Annotated in this window: 18 protein-coding genes; 13 read left to right on the top strand and 5 right to left on the bottom strand. The window is 74.4% G+C overall.

Going from position 1 to position 17,845, the window contains the following annotated elements; all coding sequences use genetic code 11:
• Positions 1 to 104: 104 nt before the first annotated feature.
• Positions 105 to 887, top strand: a complete 783-nt coding sequence (yaaA, locus tag AC4IHM_RS23375) for a peroxide stress protein YaaA (protein WP_490868964.1) — start codon at positions 105 to 107, stop codon at positions 885 to 887.
• Between the two features lie 82 nt (positions 888 to 969).
• Positions 970 to 1,629: a bifunctional 4-hydroxy-2-oxoglutarate aldolase/2-dehydro-3-deoxy-phosphogluconate aldolase gene (eda, locus tag AC4IHM_RS23370; protein WP_490868963.1), complete on the top strand. Its 660-nt coding sequence runs from the start codon at positions 970 to 972 to the stop codon at positions 1,627 to 1,629.
• Here eda and AC4IHM_RS23365 read toward each other — a convergent pair.
• From AC4IHM_RS23365 to AC4IHM_RS23355, 3 genes are read right to left on the bottom strand one after another with little or no spacing between them, the layout of a single operon-like run.
• Positions 1,604 to 3,121 (bottom strand): bifunctional RNase H/acid phosphatase, encoded by a 1,518-nt coding sequence (locus AC4IHM_RS23365; RefSeq protein WP_490868962.1) that lies wholly within the window; start codon positions 3,119 to 3,121, stop codon positions 1,604 to 1,606. The genes eda and AC4IHM_RS23365 overlap by 26 nt on opposite strands.
• 11 nt (positions 3,122 to 3,132) lie before the next feature.
• Positions 3,133 to 3,876, bottom strand: a complete 744-nt coding sequence (locus AC4IHM_RS23360) for a zinc ribbon domain-containing protein (protein WP_490870909.1) — start codon at positions 3,874 to 3,876, stop codon at positions 3,133 to 3,135.
• The gene (locus AC4IHM_RS23355) at positions 3,873 to 4,739 is read right to left on the bottom strand and encodes a Nif3-like dinuclear metal center hexameric protein (RefSeq protein ID WP_490868961.1); all 867 of its coding nucleotides are present in this window, start codon (positions 4,737 to 4,739) and stop codon (positions 3,873 to 3,875) included. Before AC4IHM_RS23355 ends, AC4IHM_RS23360 begins: the two co-directional genes overlap by 4 nt.
• Before the next feature lie 199 nt (positions 4,740 to 4,938).
• Between AC4IHM_RS23355 and AC4IHM_RS23350 the strand changes: the two genes are divergently transcribed.
• Together AC4IHM_RS23350 and AC4IHM_RS23345 are read left to right on the top strand one after the other, a co-directional pair.
• A complete protein-coding gene (locus AC4IHM_RS23350) occupies positions 4,939 to 6,144 on the top strand; it encodes a S1 domain-containing protein (protein WP_490868960.1) in 1,206 nt (401 codons plus the stop codon).
• A 97-nt stretch (positions 6,145 to 6,241) separates the two neighbouring features.
• A complete protein-coding gene (locus AC4IHM_RS23345) occupies positions 6,242 to 6,409 on the top strand; it encodes a hypothetical protein (protein WP_490868959.1) in 168 nt (55 codons plus the stop codon).
• An 82-nt stretch (positions 6,410 to 6,491) separates the two neighbouring features.
• On the opposite strand, the gene AC4IHM_RS23340 is transcribed toward AC4IHM_RS23345, so the two are convergent.
• Positions 6,492 to 7,388 carry a MaoC family dehydratase gene (locus tag AC4IHM_RS23340; protein ID WP_490868958.1) on the bottom strand — a complete coding sequence of 299 codons (897 nt, stop codon included), beginning with the start codon at positions 7,386 to 7,388 and terminating at the stop codon, positions 6,492 to 6,494.
• A gap of 128 nt (positions 7,389 to 7,516) precedes the next feature.
• Here AC4IHM_RS23340 and AC4IHM_RS23335 point away from each other — a divergent pair, with 128 nt between their 5' ends.
• From AC4IHM_RS23335 to AC4IHM_RS23320, 4 genes are all read left to right on the top strand, one after another.
• Positions 7,517 to 8,461 carry an ABC transporter ATP-binding protein gene (locus AC4IHM_RS23335; RefSeq protein WP_490868957.1) on the top strand — a complete coding sequence of 315 codons (945 nt, stop codon included), beginning with the start codon at positions 7,517 to 7,519 and terminating at the stop codon, positions 8,459 to 8,461.
• Positions 8,458 to 9,177, top strand: a complete 720-nt coding sequence (locus tag AC4IHM_RS23330) for an ABC transporter permease (protein ID WP_490868956.1) — start codon at positions 8,458 to 8,460, stop codon at positions 9,175 to 9,177. Before AC4IHM_RS23335 ends, AC4IHM_RS23330 begins: the two co-directional genes overlap by 4 nt.
• A 64-nt stretch (positions 9,178 to 9,241) precedes the next feature.
• The gene (locus AC4IHM_RS23325) at positions 9,242 to 10,456 is read left to right on the top strand and encodes a sensor histidine kinase (RefSeq protein ID WP_490868955.1); all 1,215 of its coding nucleotides are present in this window, start codon (positions 9,242 to 9,244) and stop codon (positions 10,454 to 10,456) included.
• A gap of 43 nt (positions 10,457 to 10,499) precedes the next feature.
• Positions 10,500 to 11,135: a response regulator gene (locus tag AC4IHM_RS23320; RefSeq protein ID WP_490868954.1), complete on the top strand. Its 636-nt coding sequence runs from the start codon at positions 10,500 to 10,502 to the stop codon at positions 11,133 to 11,135.
• 22 nt (positions 11,136 to 11,157) lie between these two features.
• On the opposite strand, the gene AC4IHM_RS23315 is transcribed toward AC4IHM_RS23320, so the two are convergent.
• Positions 11,158 to 12,606: an MFS transporter gene (locus AC4IHM_RS23315; RefSeq protein ID WP_490868953.1), complete on the bottom strand. Its 1,449-nt coding sequence runs from the start codon at positions 12,604 to 12,606 to the stop codon at positions 11,158 to 11,160.
• Between the two features lie 253 nt (positions 12,607 to 12,859).
• Between AC4IHM_RS23315 and AC4IHM_RS23310 the strand changes: the two genes are divergently transcribed.
• The 5 genes from AC4IHM_RS23310 to AC4IHM_RS23290 all read left to right on the top strand — a co-directional run bounded on the left by AC4IHM_RS23310 (position 12,860) and on the right by AC4IHM_RS23290 (position 17,845).
• Positions 12,860 to 14,626 carry an MFS transporter gene (locus AC4IHM_RS23310; protein WP_490868952.1) on the top strand — a complete coding sequence of 589 codons (1,767 nt, stop codon included), beginning with the start codon at positions 12,860 to 12,862 and terminating at the stop codon, positions 14,624 to 14,626.
• 117 nt (positions 14,627 to 14,743) lie between these two features.
• Positions 14,744 to 15,394 (top strand): class I SAM-dependent methyltransferase, encoded by a 651-nt coding sequence (locus AC4IHM_RS23305; RefSeq protein ID WP_490868951.1) that lies wholly within the window; start codon positions 14,744 to 14,746, stop codon positions 15,392 to 15,394.
• A 22-nt stretch (positions 15,395 to 15,416) separates the two neighbouring features.
• Positions 15,417 to 16,418: an N-acetylmuramoyl-L-alanine amidase gene (locus AC4IHM_RS23300; protein ID WP_490868950.1), complete on the top strand. Its 1,002-nt coding sequence runs from the start codon at positions 15,417 to 15,419 to the stop codon at positions 16,416 to 16,418.
• A 159-nt stretch (positions 16,419 to 16,577) separates the two neighbouring features.
• The gene (locus AC4IHM_RS23295) at positions 16,578 to 17,441 is read left to right on the top strand and encodes a hypothetical protein (RefSeq protein ID WP_490868949.1); all 864 of its coding nucleotides are present in this window, start codon (positions 16,578 to 16,580) and stop codon (positions 17,439 to 17,441) included.
• Positions 17,442 to 17,551: 110 nt separating this feature from the next.
• On the top strand, positions 17,552 to 17,845 hold the full coding sequence (locus AC4IHM_RS23290; RefSeq protein ID WP_107479119.1) for a hypothetical protein: 294 nt from the start codon (positions 17,552 to 17,554) through the stop codon (positions 17,843 to 17,845).

The following is a 17,845-nucleotide window of genomic DNA, read 5'->3' as shown; positions in this document are numbered from 1 at the left end:
ACCGGGCGTGCGCGCCGGCGTTGCCACGCGAGGCGGGGCGCCCTGGGGCGGAACGGCACGCCGTACCCTGACCAGGGGTCGAGAGCCGAAGTGAGGGAGTACGCGTGCTTGTCCTGCTGCCGCCGTCCGAGGGGAAGGCCGCGTCCGGCCGGGGTGCCCCGCTGAGGACCGGGTCGCTGTCCCTGCCGGGGCTCACCGCGGCCCGGGAGGCCGTACTCGGCGAGCTGGCCGAGCTGTGCGCCGGTGACGAGGAGAAGGCGCGCGAGGTGCTGGGGCTGAGCGAGGGGCTGCGCGGCGAGGTCGCCAAGAACGCGGAGCTGCGCACGGCCGGCGCGCGGCCCGCCGGGGAGATCTACACCGGTGTGCTCTACGACGCGCTGGACCTGGCCTCCCTCGACGCGGCGGCGAAGCGGCGGGCCGCCCGTTCGCTGCTGGTGTTCTCGGGGCTGTGGGGCGCGGTGCGGGTGACCGACCGGATTCCTTCCTACCGTTGCCCGATGGGCGTCAGACTCCCCGGGATCGGCGCGCTGGGCGAGTACTGGCGTGCCCCGATGGCCGAGGTGCTGCCCGAGGTGGCCGGGGACCGGCTGGTACTGGACCTGCGCTCGTCCGCGTACGCGGCGGCCTGGAAGCCGAAGGGCGAGGTGGCGCAGCGTACGGCGACCGTACGGGTGCTGCACGCGCCGACCCGGAAGGTGGTCAGCCACTTCAACAAGGCGACCAAGGGGCGGATCGTACGGAGCCTGCTGGCGTCCGGGATCGCGCCCGGGGGACCGGCGGAGCTGGTGGAGGCGCTGCGGGACCTGGGGTACGAGGTGGAGGCGGAGGCGCCCGCGAGGGGCGGGCGGCCGTGGGCGCTGGATGTGCTGGTGGCGGAGGTTCACTGAGGCAGCCCGGGGACACTCTCCATGCGTTGCATATATTGCAACGGACATTGCACACCGTGCGTTCCGGCGGCACGATGACCTCATGAGTTCTCCGCTGCCCTCCTCCCGCACCGCCTCGGTACTGGATCTCGCGCCCGTCGTGCCCGTCGTGGTCGTCGACGATCTCGCCGACGCCGTGCCGCTCGCCCGGACGCTCGTCGCCGGCGGGCTGCCCGCGATCGAGGTGACGCTGCGGACGCCGGTCGCGGTCGACGCGATCCGCGCGATTGCCGAAGAGGTGCCCGGTGCGGTGGTCGGCGCGGGCACGGTCATCACGCCGGGGCAGGTCGGGGAGGTCGTGGCGGCCGGGGCGCGGTTCCTGGTCAGCCCGGGGTGGACGGACGTACTGCTGGAGGCGATGCGGGTGTCCGGGGTGCCCTTCCTGCCGGGGGTGTCGACCGCCTCGGAGGTGGTGGCACTGCTGGAGCGCGGGGTGCGGGAGATGAAGTTCTTCCCCGCCGAGGCCGCGGGCGGCACCGCCTACCTCAAGGCGCTCGCCGCCCCGCTGCCGCAGGCCCGTTTCTGCCCGACCGGCGGCATCGGGCCGACCTCCGCGCCGGAGTACCTCGCGCTGCCGAACGTCGGCTGCGTCGGGGGGAGTTGGATGCTCCCCAAGGACGCCATCGCCGACCGTGACTGGGGGCGGGTGGAGCGGCTCGCCCGCGAGGCGGCGGCGCTCAGCGCAGGTGGGACGTCTCGTTGAACAACCGTACGCTGGCGGCGCCGTCCGCGTAGTACGCCACCGCCGACAGCGAGGCGGCCGACAGCTCCATCCGGAACAGCGACTCGGGCGGGGCGCCCAGGGCGAGTTGCACGAACGTCTTGATCGGCGTCACGTGGGAGACCAGCAGGACGGTGCGGCCCGCGTGGGCGGCGACCAGCCTGTCGCGGGTGGCGGCGACACGGGCGCCGGTCGCCGCGAAGCTCTCGCCGCCGCCGGTCGGTTCGGCGTACGGGGAGGACAGCCAGGCCTCCAGGTCGTCCGGGTACCGCTCGCGCACCTCGCCGAAGGTGAGCCCCTCCCAGGCGCCGAAGTCGGTCTCCCGCAGGCCCTCCTCGACCGTCACCCCGAGACCGAGGCGGGCGGCGACGATACGGGCGGTCTCGCGGGTGCGGGCCAGCGGAGAGGCGACGACCGCCTCAATCGTGCCGCGCCCGGCGAGGCTCGCGGCGGTCTTCCCGGCCTGCTCCCTGCCGACGGACGACAGGGACGGGTCGCCGCCGCCGCTCCCGGAGAACCGCTTCTGCGGGGTCAGGGGCGTCTCTCCGTGCCGCAGCAGGACGAAGGTCGCGGGGGCGCCCATGTCGGGGGGTCCCCAGCCGGGCGAGGCCACGACCTTCGCGGCCCGCACGTCGGCGTCGACGGGAGTGGCGGCGGGGCGGGGGCGGGGGCCGCCGGGGCTGGCGGCGGCCGTCGCGGTGCCGCCGGTGGCCGTGGCGGAAGGGCGAGCACCGGACGCCGTCCCGGCCCCGGTCCCGGCCGCCCGCACGGCACGCTCACCCACGGCGCCGCCGGCGGCCCGGTCGGCATCGGCGGCATACGGGGCGCCGGACGCGCTCTCGGCGGCGGCGTCCTGCGGGCCGGATCCCCTTCCGGCGGCGGTGTCCTGCGCGGCGGGCCGACCCTCGACGGCCGACTCCCGCGCGCCGGGCCCGCTCCCGGCGACCGATTCCCCGGTACCGGGCCCGGACTCGCCGGCCGACTCCCCCGCACCAAGCCCGCCGCCGGCGAAGGCACCCCCCGTGTCCAGTTCCGCCGTCGAGTGCGACGCGGACCACCGCTCGCCGCGGGCGCCCGCGTCCATCGCCTCGTTGGCCAGGCGGTCGGCGTGTTTGTTGTTCGCGCGGGGGATCCACTCGTAGGTGACCCGGCCGGGCGGGAAGACGCGCGACGCCTCGGTCGCCAGCGGCTTCATGTCGGGGTGCTTGATCTTCCAGCGGCCCGACATCTGCTCGACGACGAGCTTGGAGTCCATCCGGACCCGCACGCTCGCGTCCCGGTCCAGTTCCCTCGCCGCGCGCAGGCCGGCCAGCAGGCCCCGGTACTCGGCCACGTTGTTCGTGACGACCCCGAGGTACTCGGCGACCTCGACGAGCACCTCCCCCGTCGGCCCGTCCAGCACCACGGCCCCGTAGCCCGCGGGCCCCGGGTTGCCCCGCGACCCGCCGTCGGCCTCGACGACGAACTCCCGCACCGCAACCACCCCTAGAGCCCCGAGTCCGCCGTACGCACCAGGATGCGGCGGCAGTTCTCGCAGCGTACGACCGTGTCGGGCGCCGCCGAGCGCATCTCGTTCAGCTCGGTGATCGCCAACTCCTGGCGGCACCCCTGGCAACTGCGCTGGTACAGCCTGGCCGCGCCGACGCCGCCCTGCTGCTCGCGCAGCTTGTCGTAGAGCTTGAGCAGGTCCGCGGGGACCGAGCCCGCGATGACCTCGCGCTCCTTGGCCACCGAGGCGGCCTCGCCGTCCAGTTCCTCGACGGCGGCGTCCCGGCGGGCCACGGTGTCGTCGATCTTCCCCTGCACGGCGCCGACCCGCTCGGTCAGCTCGGCGACCCGCTCCTGCGCGGACTCGCGCCGCTCCATCACCTCCAGGACGACGTCCTCGAGGTCGCCCTGCCGCTTGGCGAGCGAGGCGATCTCGCGCTGGAGGTTCTCCAGGTCCTTCGGGGACGTGACGGCGCCCGAGTCCAGGCGCTGCTGGTCGCGGACGGCGCGCTGGCGCACCTGGTCCACGTCCTGCTCGGCCTTGGTCTGCTCGCGGGCGCAGTCGCTCTCCTCGGTCTGCGCGGCCACGAGCAGGTCGCGCAACTGCGTGTGGTCCTTGGTCAGCGACTCGATCTCGGCGTGCTCGGGCAGGGACCTGCGCTTGTGCGCGAGCTGCTGGAGCCGGACGTCGAGGCCCTGGACGTTGAGGAGTCGGATCTGGTCGGCGGACGCGGCTTTCAGTTGGGGGCTCCCATTGCGCTAGAGGTCGGGGTGGACGCCGCGTGGGCGGTCCAGGGGTCGGTGACCGTCTTGGAGACGTGGACTCTGAGGTCCCAGCCGTTGCGGTCGGAGATCTCGTCGAGCTGGGCTGCGGCCAGCTCGCACCAGGGCCATTCGGTGGCCCAGTGCGCCGCGTCGAGCAGCGCGAGGGGACCGTGCGCGCGGTCCGCGGTGAACTCGGACACGGGGTGGTGGCGCAGGTCCGCGGTGAGGAAGGCGTCGACGCCCGCCGCCCGTACGGCGTCGAAGAGGCTGTCGCCCGAGCCGCCGCTGACGGCGACCGTGCGGACGGGCGCCTCCGGGTCTCCGGCGACGCGGACGCCCTGCGCGGTGGCGGGCAGCCGCTCCGCGGCACGGGCGGCGAACTCGCGGACGGTCAGCGGGCGCTCCAGCTCGCACACCCGGCCCAGGCCCCGGCGGCCCCGCGGGTCGGTCGGGTCCGGCACGAGGGGGCGTACGACGCGCAGGTCGAGCGCTCCGGCCAGCGCGTCGGAGACGCCCGGGTCGGCGGTGTCGGCGTTGGTGTGGGCGACGTGCAGGGCGATGTCGTTCTTGATGAGCGTGTGCACCACGCGGCCCTTGAAGGTGGAGGCCGCGACCGTCGTCGTCCCCCGCAGATACAGCGGGTGATGGGTGACGAGCAGTCCGGCGCCCAGCCCCACGGCCTCGTCGGCGATCTCCTGGACGGGGTCCACGGCGAACAGGACCCGGGAAACCGCCTGGTCGGGGTCGCCCACGACGGTGCCGACCGCGTCCCAGGACTCGGCCCGCTCGGCGGGCCACAGGCTCTCCAGCGCGGCGATGACTTCTGACAGACGGGGCACATACGCAAGGCTACCTGGCTGATCTGCGGCGCCGTACCCGCAGCGGGCTTCCGTGCCCCCGGCCCCGGTACGCACAGCACATACCCCGCCCTCGCCTCGGACGAATCGTTCCTGTGCCACACGTATGTGTGATGAGGACCGCCACCGGCCCCCGTTCCCGCGTGCGAAAACTAGCTTCGTCGCCGGAGGTGACCGAACGATGACGGCCTGTGCGATCGAGCCTTCGGCGGACCGAGGGAACCAGGGGGACGGCGGACCACCGCGGGTGGGTTGCAGCATCACCGCGGAGGGCGGCTACGCGGCGCGCCTCGCCCTGCGCGGAGACTCCTGGTTCCCGGAGCGCTGGACCCTGGACGGCCCCGAGCCGTACGCGGTGCCGCTGCCCGGCAATCAGCCGGAGGAGCCCGGCACCGAAGTGCAGCCGATGGGGGACGGGCGGGTCCTGGTGCACCGGGTGGCGGCCGGACGGCACGTCTTCTCGCTGCTGTACCCGACCGGCCCCGGCACCGGCGAGCTGCCGCTCGGCGCGGTCGAGTGCCCGGCGGACACCACCGGGCTGCGGCTGTTGCCGCCGGTCCCGGGCGGCGAGCGGGCCTACGCCCTCGCCGTCGGCCCGCGTGCGACGGTGCTGTGGCGGGTCGCGGGCGGCACCGACGGCCCGGAGCGGCTGGCCGAGATCCCCGGCCGCTGCTCGGGCGGGGTCTGGCTGGACCGCGCGGGCCGGATACTGGCCGTGGACCGGGAGACCGGCGGGCGGGTCAAGGCGGTCGTGGTGGACCTGGGGCAGGGCGGCGAGGTGTCGCCGCTGCTGCAGATCGCCCCCGACAGCGACGACCGGATGCTGCTGGCCGACCCGGACAGCGGGCTGGCGCTGGTCCGCTCGGACGCGCCCTCGCCGGGGCAGGACCGGCTCGGCTGGGGGGTGCTGGGCAGCACGCTGCCGGTGCGCTTCCCGGAGTGCCTGCGGCTGCCGGACTGCGTCGTGACGCCGTTCGCGATCCAGCCGGGGCAGGTGTTGACGCCGGAGCGGTGCGCGGTGGCGCTGCGGGTGGACGGGCCGTTCGGCAGCTGGGTCGGGGTGTGGCGGCCCACCGAGCGGCGGGTGCGTCATGTTCCGGCGCCCGAGGGATGGTTGACGGGCGCCGGGCTGTGGACCCCGGACGGGGAACTGCGGCTGCCGTGCTCCACTCCCCGGCAGCCGTGCGGGGTGGCACGGCTCGCCGCGACCCGCGCGCAGGGGGCGGAAGAGGGCGGGGGGACGGAGCACCCCGGGGATTCGGAGGAATCAGTTCCGGATGGATCGAAGAAACCCGGCGAACAGGGCGAACCGGACGGTCCGGCGTCGGCTCCCTCGCGTCCCGTGCCGCTCCAACAGGCCCCGCTGGCAAGGCTTGTAACGAAGTAGTGCCGGTTGGCGCGGTCTCCTGGATCCGGGCCGAGGTGTGCTGGTTACACTCGCCCGGCTGTAGGAAAGATCATGTTGACGGGGTGAATTCCTTCCGATGAACGACACCAGCACGACCCAGCCGATGCAGGCCGCCGGTGCCGACGTTTCCGAGACCGACAACGGACACGGCAAGCACCGGGGACCGGTCTCCAGCCAGGACGGCACGGCGACCCCGCGGGGCCGCCACCGCAGGCCTGCCGAGGAGTCGGAAACGGCCGCCTGACGGCACGGCACGACAAGCACACCCAGGCAGTACGGGCGGCTCCGGCCCCGTTCGCCCCGCGCGGCGGACGGGGCCGTTGCCGTCACCCCTGCCGGACCTGCCGGGCATACCGGACCACGGTGTCGGCGAGGACGGGCGCGTCACCCCGCTCCACGGCACTCACGGCCACCCGCACCGCCCCCACCCCCTGCTCCGGCTCCGGGGAGCGCCACACGCGCACCCGCAGCGTCTCCCCCGGGTACACCACCCCGGCGAACCGCGCGCGGTACTCGCGCACCCGGGTCACATCACCGTCCAGCAGCGTGTCGACGACCGACTTGAGTGTGCCGCCGTAGGTGCACAGCCCGTGCAGGACGGGCCGGTCGAAACCGGCGCGCGCGGCGAACTCCGGGTCGGCGTGCAGCGGGTTCCAGTCGCCGGAGAGCCGGTAGAGCAGGGCCTGGTCCTCGCGTACGGGCCGCTCGACCACGTGGTCCGGCGGCGCGGCGGGCGGCGGCGCCGGGCGTGCGGAGGGTCCCCGTTCACCGCCCCAGCCGCCTTCCCCGCGTACGAAGACCTCGGCCTCGTCGGTCCACAGCGGCCCGTCCGCGTCGCCGACCTCGGTGCGCAGCACGAGCACGGCCGCCGTGCCCTTGTCGTACGCGGCGACGACGCGGGAGGCGGCGCTCGCCCGGCCCCGCACCGGAACCGGCCGGTGCAGGCGCAGGTGTTGCCCGCCGTGCAGGACGTGGGCGAGGTCGACGTTGACGCCGGGTACGGACAGTGCGCCGATCACGCCCGGGGGGCCGCCGCCCGCGACCGTCGCGAAGCTCGGCAGGACGTGCAGCCGGGACTCCAGGGTGTAGCGCAGTTCGCGGGGGTCGGTGGCGGGCGGGCCGGCGCCGATGCCGAGGTGGTAGAGCTGGACGTCCTTGTGGTCCCAGGCGATCTCCCGGACCCGGGGTGCCGCGGCGAGCGCCCCGGCTGCGTCGATGGGCATGACCCTCCTGTCACCGTCATGGACAGCCCCGACCGTACGGGACGCCGGCCACCCGTGACATTTGTCCTGCCGATCTCCGGACAACCGCATCTGCCGGGCGCCCCCGCCGGCTCCGTAGCGTCGTCCGTATGCCACCGACCACACGACGCACCGCTCCCGCCGTCCGTTTCGAGACCGCGGCCAAGGCCTACGGCGAGGTCCGCGCCGTCGACGGCGTGGACCTGGACATCGCGCGCGGCGAGACCGTCGCGCTGCTGGGCCGCAACGGCGCCGGCAAGTCGACGGCGATCGCCCTGCTGCTCGGCCTGTGCGCGCCCGACACGGGCCGCGTGGAGCTGTTCGGCGGGCCGCCGGAACAGGCCGTGCGCGCGGGGCGCGTGGGGGCGATGCTCCAGGAGGCGCGGGCGGTCCCGCGGGTCACCGTGGGCGAGCTGGTCGCCTTCGTGGCGAGCCGCTATCCGGCGCCGATGCCCGTCGGGCAGGCCCTGGAGCTGGCCGGGATCGCCAGTCTCGCCGGGCGGCGCGTGGACCGGCTGTCCGGCGGGCAGACCCAGCGCGTGCGGTTCGCGGTCGCGCTGGCCGGCCATCCCGACCTGCTCGTCCTGGACGAACCCACGGCGGCCCTGGACGTGGAGGCGCGGCACGCCTTCTGGGAGTCGATGCGGGCGTACGCCCGGCGCGGCAGCACGGTCCTCTTCTCCACCCACTATCTGGAGGAGGCCGAGGCGCACGCGGACCGCATCGTGGTCGTCGACCGGGGGCGGATCGTCGCGGACGGCACCGGTGACGGGCTGCGCCGGGCGGCGGGCGGCAGCCGGGTCCGCTTCGACCCGGCGGGCCGGCCCACCGGGGATCTGATGCTGCTGCCCGGGGTGCGTGCGGTGGAGACGCAGGGGGACCGCGTGCTGCTGCGCACCGAGGACTCCGACGCGACCGTGGTCGCCCTCGCGGAACTCGGCGCGATCCGCGGCCTGGAGGTCGCCCCGGCGTCCCTGGAGGACGCGTTCCTTGCACTGACAACAGAGGCGGGGACGGCGAAGGCGCCGCCCGGGGAGAGGGAGACCGTGCGATGAGGGACTATCTGCGGCTGGAGATCCGCCGTACGCTGCGCGACCCCGGCTTCGTCGTCGGCGGCGTCGCCATGCCCCTCCTCATGTACCTGCTGTTCACCAATCTCGGGGACGGTGACGCGGGCGGCTGGAAGACCGGTGCGATGGTCGGCATGGCCGCCTACGGCGCGGTCGGCTCCGCCCTCAACACCGGCGGCGGGGTCGCGGAGGACCGGGCGATCGGCTGGCTGCGGCAACTGCGGGTGACCCCGATGCCCCCGCACCAGGTGGTGGTGGGCCGCGCCCTGACCGGCTCGGTCACCGTGCTGCCCGCGATCTCGGCGGTACTCGCGGCGGGCGGCCTGGTCAACGGCGTACGGCTGCACGCCTGGCAGTGGGCCGCGCTGGCGCTGCTGCTCTGGCTGGGGTCGGTCCCCTTCACGCTGCTGGGCCTGGGCAACGGCTACCGGCTGACCGGGCAGACCACGGGCGTGGCGAACATGGCCGCCAACCTGGGGCTGGCGGTCGTCGGGGGCCTGTGGTTCCCGCTCGCGCTGTTCCCGGAGTGGCTGCGCGCGGTGTCGGCGTACACCCCGACCAACCGCTTCGCCCAGCTGGGCACCTCGGTCGCGACGGGGCACGCGCCACCCGCGGGTGCGATTCTCGTACTGACGGGATGGCTGGTGGCGTTCGGGGTGTACGCCGTCCTGTCCTACCGCCGCGGTGCGGGGAGCGGCTGATCGACGACGGGCGGCGGACGGCGGACGGCGGACGGCAGGCGGAAGCGGAAGGGAAGCGAGGGCCATGAGCGGGATCAGAGGGCGGCTGCACAGGATCTCGTGCCGCCTGGACGCGTGGAAGCCGGCGCGGCAGTCCGAACCGTACGAGGCCGGGGAGCAGCCGGAGCGGATCGGTCCGCCGCCGTCCGGTTTCACGCTCCTGCCCTGGCTGCTGCTGGGCCTGGGCAGCCTCGCGAACATCTTCCGGGGCCAGGACTCCAACCCCTGGGTCGGCGGTCTTGGCCTGTTCGTCTTCAACTCGCTCTACGTCTACGTGGCCTTCCGCTCCTTCCACGAGGAGCTGCGCCGGGCGCCGTCCACCCGGGCGGCGCTGGCCGCCATGGCAGTGGTGACCATCGGTCTGTCCCTGGCCTACGGCGGCAGTTGGCTGCTGTTCTTCCCGCTGCTGGGCCTCGCCGCGGGGGCGGCGCTGCGCGGCCGGTGGCTGGGCCGGTGGGGCTGGTCGCCGGCGGTCGTGGCGGGTGCGGTGGCCGGTGTCAAGGACGGCTGGGCCGGTCTGAACATCGCCTACGGGACCTTCCTGTCGACGATGGTGACGGCCGCGATCCTGAGCCTGTCCGACGCCGTACGGCAACTGCGCGCCGCCCGGGAGGAGCTGGCCACGCGGGCGGTGGCGGAGGAGCGGCTGCGGTTCTCCCGGGATCTGCACGACCTGCTCGGGCACACCCTGTCGGTGATCGTGGTCAAGTCGGAGGCCGCCCGCCGGCTGGCGCCGCGCGACCTGGCCGCGGCCCTGACCCAGATCGGCGACATCGAGTCGGTCGGCAGGCAGGCGTTGACCGAGGTGCGGGAGGCGGTCACCGGCTACCGCGAGGGCAGTCTCGGCACCGAGCTGGACCGGGCGCGCTCGGCGCTGACCGCGGCGGACGTGGAGCCGGTGGTGCGCCGGTCCGGACCGCCGCTGCCCTCGCAGACCGAGGCGCTGCTGGGGTGGGTGGTGCGGGAGGCGGTCACCAACGTCGTGCGGCACAGCGGGGCGAGCCGGTGCGAGATCGCGGTGTCGGGCGGCGCGGAGCGCGTCCGGCTGACGGTCACGGACAACGGCACCGGCGGCGACGGCCCCGCCCAAGGCCCGGGTACCGGCCTGACCGGCCTCACGGAACGCCTCGCCGCGGCCGGCGGCTCCCTGACCGCCAGGGTGGACCCGCAGGGCGGCTTCGCCCTGACGGCGGAACTGCCGGTGTCCCGGGAGGAGAACCGGGTGGGGACACCGGCGTAGCACCGCCGGACTCCGCCGGCGGGGCCCCCTCTACCCTTGCCCCGTGACCGACGAGACCTCCAGATCGCCCCGCCCCGTCCGCGTCCTCCTCGCCGAGGACCAGGGCATGATGCGCGGCGCGCTCGCGCTGTTGCTCGGGATGGAGGCGGACATCGAGGTGGTCGCTCAGGTGTCGGCCGGGGACGAGATCGTCGGCGCCGCGCTCGCGCACCGCCCCGACGTGGCCCTCCTCGACATCGAACTGCCGGGCCTGAGCGGTCTGGACGCCGCCGCCGAGCTGCGTGAGCGGGTGCCCGGCTGCCGGGTGATGATCCTGACCACCTTCGGCCGCCCCGGGTACCTGCGCCGGGCCATGGAGGCGGGCGCCGCCGGTTTCCTGGTGAAGGACGGCCCGGTGGAGGAGCTGGCCGGGGCGATCCGCCGGGTGCTGGGCGGAGAGACGGTCGTCGACCCCGTGCTCGCCGCCGCCGCGCTCAGCGCGGGCCCCAGTCCGCTCACCGCCCGTGAGTGCGACGTACTGAGGGCCTCGGCGGACGGCGCGACCGTCGCCGATGTCGCGGCGGCGCTGCACCTCTCGGAGTCCACGGTCCGCAACTACCTCTCCGCGGCCATCGGCAAGACCGCCACCCGCAACCGCACGGAGGCCCTGCGCGAGGCCCGCCGACAGGGCTGGCTCTGAACACCGGCCCCACCCGCCGGCCTCACCCCCGTGCCGCCCCCTCACCCCGCCGACCGCCCGCCGGCAGCCACACGCACATCAGGACCGCGGCGGCGGCCAGTACCACCGCGCCCGTGCGGAAGACCAGCGCGTAGCCGTCCGTCAGGGCGGCCGGGCCTGCGTTGTCCCCGCCGGCCCGGGTCGCCGCGATGGTGGACATCACCGCGAGTCCCAGTGAACCGCCCATCGTGCGGGAGGTGTTGATCAGACCGGAGACCAGTCCGGCGTCCCCGGGTGCCGCGCCGGTGATGGCCAGTGAGGCCAGCGGAGTCCCCGCCATGCCCGCGCCGAGCATCATCAGGACACCGGGGATCATGATCGTGGTCAGATAGCCGCCGTCCACGGTCATCGTCGACTGCCAGCCGAAGCCGGCCGCCGCCACGAACGTGCCCAGCACGGCCACGCTGCGCGCTCCGAGCACCCGCATGAACCGCGGCGCCGCCTTCGACCCGAGGACCACCGCGAGCGAGCTGGGCACCAGGGCGAGACCGGCCTCCAGCGGGGAGTAGCCCAGCACGTTCTGCGCGTACAGGGTCATGAAGAACCACATCGAGAACATCGCCGAGCCGGACACCAGCATCGCCACGTTCGCCGACGCCACCGACCTCAGCCGCAGCAGCCCGAGCGGCATCAGCGGCGCCGCCGTACGCGCCTCGACGAGGAGGAACAGCGCCAGCAGCGCGAGCCCGGCGAGCAGCGGCAGCAGCGCCGCCGTCGCCGCCCACCCCTCGGACTCGGTCTGCGAGATGCCGTAGGCCAGCGTGGCCAGGCCCGCGGTCACCAGCAGCGCGCCCGGCAGGTCCAGGCGGCGCCGCACGCCGCCCCGGCTCTCGGTCACCCACAGCACGGCGCCCGCCAGCACCACCGCGCCCACCGGCACGTTGATCAGCAGTACCCAGCGCCACGACAGCCCGTCCACCAGGACGCCGCCCACCAGGCCACCGGCGGCCCCGCCGCCCGCGCCCACGGCGGTCCAGGTCGCGATCGCCCGCGCCCGCGCCGCGCCCTCGGGCACCGCCGCGGTCAGGATGGTCAGCGTCGACGGAGCCAGTACCGCCGCGCCCAGCCCCTGCACGGCCCTGGCGACGAGCAACTGCCAGCCCTCCTGGGCGAATCCGCCGCCCAGCGAGGCCAGCGTGAACAGCCCGAGCCCGACCAGGAACATCCGCTTGCGCCCGTACAGGTCCCCGGCCCGCCCGCCGAGCAGCATGAACCCGGCGAAGGCGATGGCGTAGGCGTTGACCACCCACTGCAAGCCCTGCGCGCTGAGCCCGAGGTCGGTCCGCATCGACGGCAGGGCGACGTTGACGACGGACACGTCGAGCACGACCAGGAACTGCCCGGCACAGGTGACCGCGACGACCAGCCAGGTCGGTGGCGTGCGGCGGGGGGACAGACGGGAGGCGGCGGAGGCACCGGTGGCTTCGAGCATGGGCGTCATGGTCTCAAGCCGGAGGCACCCCTTGCATCGGGATTTGGTCCGACGACCGGGCCTACGACCACGGACGTAGCCGCGCACTACCACGAACCGGACGCAGGGGTGCCCCCAAGAGATGGTCAAGAATTCGTTAGGGACCCGAAGCAACGGAATAGCCGCCCCGGCGTACGGGGTTGACCCTGCGCACACCCCGCCCGCACACGTCCCGCATCGCACTGGCCCGCTCCCGGCCTGGAGGCCCCACCCCATGTCCCACACGACGACCGACGAACCCGTGCGGAGAGCGAGCGGGGCCACCGTCCCGGTGCTCGCCTTCGCGGGCATCGTCGTCGCGGTGATGCAGACCCTGCTGGTCCCGGTCATCAAGGACCTGCCCCAACTCCTGGACACCACACCCGGCAACGCCACCTGGGTGCTGACCTCCACGCTCCTGTCCGGAGCCGTGGCCACGCCGATCATGGGCCGGCTCGGCGACCTGTTCGGCAAGCGCCGCATGCTGATCGCCAGCCTGTCGGTGATGGTCCTGGGCGCGCTGGTCAGCGCCCTGACCGACACCCTGCTCCCGATGATCGTCGGCCGTGCGCTCCAGGGCTTCGCGATGGGTGCGATACCCCTCGGCATCGGCCTGATGCGCGACATGCTGCCCCGCGAGCGGCTCGGCTCGGCGATGGCGCTGATGAGTTCCTCGATCGGCGTCGGCGGCGGCCTGGCGCTGCCCGCCGCGGCCCTGGTCGCGCAGAACTCCGACTGGCACGCCCTGTTCTACGGCGCCGCGGGCCTCGGTGTGCTCTCCATCGCCCTGACCCTCCTGGTCGTACCGGAGTCCCCGCTGCGCGCCAAGGGCTCCTTCGACCTGCCGGGCGCGTTCGGTCTGGCGGCCGGTCTGGTCCTCTTCCTCCTGCCGATCACGAAGGGCGCCGACTGGGGCTGGTCCTCGCCCGGCACGCTCGGCCTGTTCGCCGCCGCCGCGGTGGTGCTGTTCCTGTGGGGCCTGATGGAGCTGCGGGTGGCGGCCCCGCTGGTCGACCTGCGCACCACGGTCCGCCGCGAGGTGCTGCTCACCAACCTCGCCTCGATCATGGTCGGCGTCGCCTTCTACGTCGTCTCGCTGGTCCTGCCGCAGCTGCTCCAACTGCCCTCCGGGACCGGCTACGGCCTCGGGCGGTCGATGGTCGTCGCGGGCCTGTGCGTGGCCCCGCTGGGCCTGACGATGATGTTCACCGCGCCGGTGTACGCCCGGCTGGCCGCCCGCCACGGACCCCGCACCACCCTGATCATCGGTCTGCTGATCATCGCGGTCGGCTACGGCGGCGGCCTCGGCCTGATGAGCGCCGCCTGGCAGACCGTCGTCACCTCGGTGCTGCTCGGCGCCGGTATCGGCCTCGCCTACTCCTCGCTGCCCGCCCTGATCATCGGCGCGGTCCCGGCCTCGGAGACGGGCGCGGCCAACGGCCTCAACACCCTGATGCGGTCCATCGGCACATCGGTGTCGAGCGCCGTCATCGGCATGGTGCTGGCCAGTACGGCGGACGAGGTCGGCGGTGTCGCGGTCCCCACGATGCGCGGCTTCCGGGTCTCCTTCCTGATCGCGACCGGCGCGGTGGTGATCGGCCTGGCGCTGGCTCTCCTCCTCCCCCGCCGCGGTCCGGCCGCACTCCCGCAACTGCGCGCGAGCAGCGAGGAGGACGCGAACCTGGCCCGTGCCGAGCGGGCGCTGGCCGGGGAGCCGGCGGCCGGCGGGCCGCCGCGCGGCTTCCACGGCCGGGTGCTGGCCGCCGACGGCAGCCCCGTCGCCCGTGCCAAGGTCACGCTGATCGACCGGCACGGCCGCCAGGCGGGCGCGGCCCTCTCCGCCGCCGACGGCGGTTACGCCCTCGCGGTGCCCGCCGGGGGGCCGTACGTCCTGGCCGCCCGCGCCGTGGGCCACGGCCCGCTCGCCCACTCGGCGACCCACGACGGCGACCGCCCGGTCGGCCTCGACCTGTCCCTGCCGGGCGAGACGGTCTCCGCCTGACCCGCGCCCTCCGGCCCCGTACCTCCTGCGTACCCCCCGCCGCCCGCCCGGCGGGGGGTACGGCAGCATGGGCGCCGGCCCACCAGCGCCCGCGCCATCTCGCCGGAAGGAACCCCCATGCCCGCGGCACCCGCCCCCGACGCCCTGACCGCCTTCGAGGCCGCGAAGGGATTCATGCCCCCGCACGAGGGCCGCGCGCTGTACGCCGCCGCCATGGAGGCCGGCCGGCTCGGGCTGCCGCTGCTGGAGGTCGGCACGTACTGCGGGCGCTCCACCGTCCTGCTCGCCGACGCGGCCCGCCGGGCGGGGGTCACCGCGCTCACCGTCGACCACCACCGGGGCAGCGAGGAGCAGCAGCCGGGCTGGGATTACCACGACCCGGACACGGTCGACCCCGAACTGGGCGTCATGGACACCCTGCCCGCCTTCCGCCGCACCCTGCACCGGGCCCGTCTGGAGGAGCACGTGGTGGCCCTCGTCGGCCGCTCACCGCAGATCGCGGCGCTCTGGAACTTCCCCCTCGGCCTCGTCTTCGTCGACGGCGGCCACACCGACGAGCACGCGAACGCCGACTACGAGGGCTGGGCGCCGCACGTGGCCGACGGCGGCCTCCTGGTCATCCACGACGTCTTCCCGGACCCGGCCGACGAGTTCACCGGCCAGGCCCCGTACCGCGTCTTTCTGAGGGCTCTGGCGTCCGGTGCGTTCACCGAGGTCTCGGCGACCGGTTCGCTGCGCGTCCTGCGGCGAACGGGCGCGGGGATCTGAGGGCGCGGTTTAGAGTCGCTGCGTGTCGTACACAGGCCCGGACTTCGATCCTCCCCAGCCCCGCCGCTCCCCGCTGCGCCGCCCGCTGACCGTGGCCGTCGCCGCGCTCGTGCCCGGGGCGCTGCTCGGGTGGGGGGTGTACGCGGCGGTCGGCGGCCCGGACGGCGGGGGCGGGGACGACACCGGCCGCGCGGGCGCCGTCGCGACATCGGCGGCGCCGTCCTCCGGTGATCCGGCCGCCCCGGCGGGCGAGGGCAAGAAGCCCACGGGTTCCTCGCCCTCCAGCGCCGCGGCGACCACCGCGCGGCCGTCGGCGTCCGCCTCGAAGTCCGCGCCCGCCGCCGGATCCGGTCCCCTCGCGGGGAAGGTCGTCGTCATCGACCCGGGGCACAACACGGGCAACTTCCGGCACACCGCCGAGATCAACCGCCGGGTGAACATCGGCACCCACTGGAAGGAGTGCGACACCACGGGCACGTCCACCAACGCGGGCTGGCCGGAGGCGGAGTTCACCCTCGACGTGGCCCACCGGCTGCGCACCCTGCTGGAGGAGCAGGGCGCCACGGTGCGGCTGACGCAGGACGGCGACCGTCCGTACGGGCCCTGCGTGGACGAGCGGGCCCGGATCGGCAACGAGGCGCACGCGGACGCCGCGATCTCGATCCACGCCGACGGGTCGGGGGCGGGCAACCGCGGCTTCCATGTGATCCTGCCGGGCGCGGTGCGCGAGGGCGGCGCCGACAACCGGGCCGTCGTCGCGCCCTCCGCGGAACTGGGCCGGCGCATCGCGGGCAACTTCGTCCGCGTCACGGGCAGCGCGCCCTCCAACTACGTCGGCGAGGGCACCGGTCTGGTCACGCGCACGGACCTGGGCGGTCTCAATCTGTCAACGGTTCCCAAGGTGTTCATCGAGTGCGGCAACATGCGCGACAGTACGGACGCCGCCCTTCTGACCAGCGGCAGTTGGCGGCAGAAGGCGGCACAAGGGATGTCTGAGGGAATCGTGAGTTTCCTGCGCCGGTAGCGATCAGCGCCCCGGTCCCTGCGGACAGCCGCGAGGTACGGACGATAGTGTCCTCCGTACCATGAGGGGTCACCCCCGCGCTTCACACCGGAACCTTTTCGGCGACATCGTGACAGCGACGCCTCTACCGACGACGAGACGACCTACGAAGGACCTGAAGTGAATATCCGCTCCCTCACTCGAGGCGACGGCGTGGTGATCGGAGCAGCGGTGTTGCTGTTCATCGCGTCGTTCCTCGGCCTCTACTCCGTCGACGGCGCCCCCGCCGGCCTCGATCTGCCCAGCCTGTGGGGCAGTGCGCCGGTCGTGTTCGGTGTCGTCCTGGCGGGCATCATCGGCGCCGCGCTCATCGTGGTGGCCCGGGGGCTGCCGCAGCCCAAGCAGATCGCGGGTCTCGACCTCGGCCAGTTCGGCGTCGCGTTCACGGTCTTCGCCGCGTGGAGCGCGCTCGGCAACGTCTTCGACCCGGCCGGCGGCATCGACAACGTCGGCGGCGGTACCAGCGGCCCCGACCTCGGTGTGGGTCTGATCCTCGCGCTCATCGCGACGCTGGTCATGGCCGCCGCTGCCGTGGCCACGCCGCTGGTCCCCGCCCTCAAGGGCTCCCTGCTCCCCGCCGCCCGGCCGGCCGCGCCGCAGCCCTACGGCGGCCAGCCCCAGGGCGGTTACGGCTACCCGGGCGCGCAGCAGCCGTTCGGCGGCCAGCCCGGTCAGCCGGGGCAGCCGGGGCACCCCGGTCAGCCGGGTCCGTCCTTCGGCGGGCAGCCCCAGCCGGGTCAGCCGCAGCCGCCCGCCCCGCAGCAGGCGCAGGCGCAGCCGGCCGGGGACTTCTCGCCGTTCTGGTTCGCCGTGCCGGTGCCGCGTCCGCTGTTCGCGGAGGACGGCTCCCCCACCCCGATCGCCGAACTGGCGCCGGGCACCTGGTACCTGGCCGTCGAGCAGCGTGGCGCCAACCTGGTCGCCCAGACGCAGGACGGCCGCCGCGGCGTCCTCCAGGACACCTCGGGCATCCAGCGCGGCTGACCGCGCCCGCCCCGCGCTCAACGTCAACGGCCCCCGCCCTTCCGGGCGGGGGCCGTCGCCTTCGGTGGCGGCGCGGGTTTCAAACGGACTTCCGGGGCCAGACGGAAGGCATGTCCCCTCGAAGTCGCAGTGGTTCCAACTCCGCCGGTACGGCCGTCGCGGTGATCGCGGACATCATGGCCGTCATCCTCGGACTGTGGATCCTGATGTATCTGCTGGACGCCAACCGGGCCAACGACCTGGTGCGGTTCGTCCATGACGCGGCCAACTGGCTGGCCGGCTGGTCACGAGACCTGTTCACCTTCGACGAGGCCTGGGCCCGCGTCGTCGCCGGCTATGGGCTGGCCGCGGTCGTCTACCTCTTCGTCGGCCACGCCATCGCCAACCGACTGCACCGGCACTGA

The sequence above is a fragment of the Streptomyces sp. SL06 genome, from assembly GCF_058244745.1.
The sequence above is the reverse complement of the archived record's forward strand: the minus strand, read 5'-3'. Positions and strand labels throughout refer to the sequence as shown.

Coding starts and splice junctions, on each gene's coding strand:
- AC4IHM_RS23325 (WP_490868955.1), top strand. CDS start 9,242: ATGAGCGGGATCAGAGGGCGGCTGCACAGGATCTCGTGCCGCCTGGAC.
- AC4IHM_RS23335 (WP_490868957.1), top strand. CDS start 7,517: ATGCCACCGACCACACGACGCACCGCTCCCGCCGTCCGTTTCGAGACC.
- AC4IHM_RS23340 (WP_490868958.1), bottom strand. CDS start 7,388: ATGCCCATCGACGCAGCCGGGGCGCTCGCCGCGGCACCCCGGGTCCGG.
- AC4IHM_RS23305 (WP_490868951.1), top strand. CDS start 14,744: ATGCCCGCGGCACCCGCCCCCGACGCCCTGACCGCCTTCGAGGCCGCG.
- AC4IHM_RS23345 (WP_490868959.1), top strand. CDS start 6,242: ATGAACGACACCAGCACGACCCAGCCGATGCAGGCCGCCGGTGCCGAC.
- AC4IHM_RS23350 (WP_490868960.1), top strand. CDS start 4,939: ATGACGGCCTGTGCGATCGAGCCTTCGGCGGACCGAGGGAACCAGGGG.
- AC4IHM_RS23290 (WP_107479119.1), top strand. CDS start 17,552: ATGTCCCCTCGAAGTCGCAGTGGTTCCAACTCCGCCGGTACGGCCGTC.
- AC4IHM_RS23310 (WP_490868952.1), top strand. CDS start 12,860: ATGTCCCACACGACGACCGACGAACCCGTGCGGAGAGCGAGCGGGGCC.
- eda (WP_490868963.1), top strand. CDS start 970: ATGAGTTCTCCGCTGCCCTCCTCCCGCACCGCCTCGGTACTGGATCTC.
- AC4IHM_RS23330 (WP_490868956.1), top strand. CDS start 8,458: ATGAGGGACTATCTGCGGCTGGAGATCCGCCGTACGCTGCGCGACCCC.
- AC4IHM_RS23315 (WP_490868953.1), bottom strand. CDS start 12,606: ATGCTCGAAGCCACCGGTGCCTCCGCCGCCTCCCGTCTGTCCCCCCGC.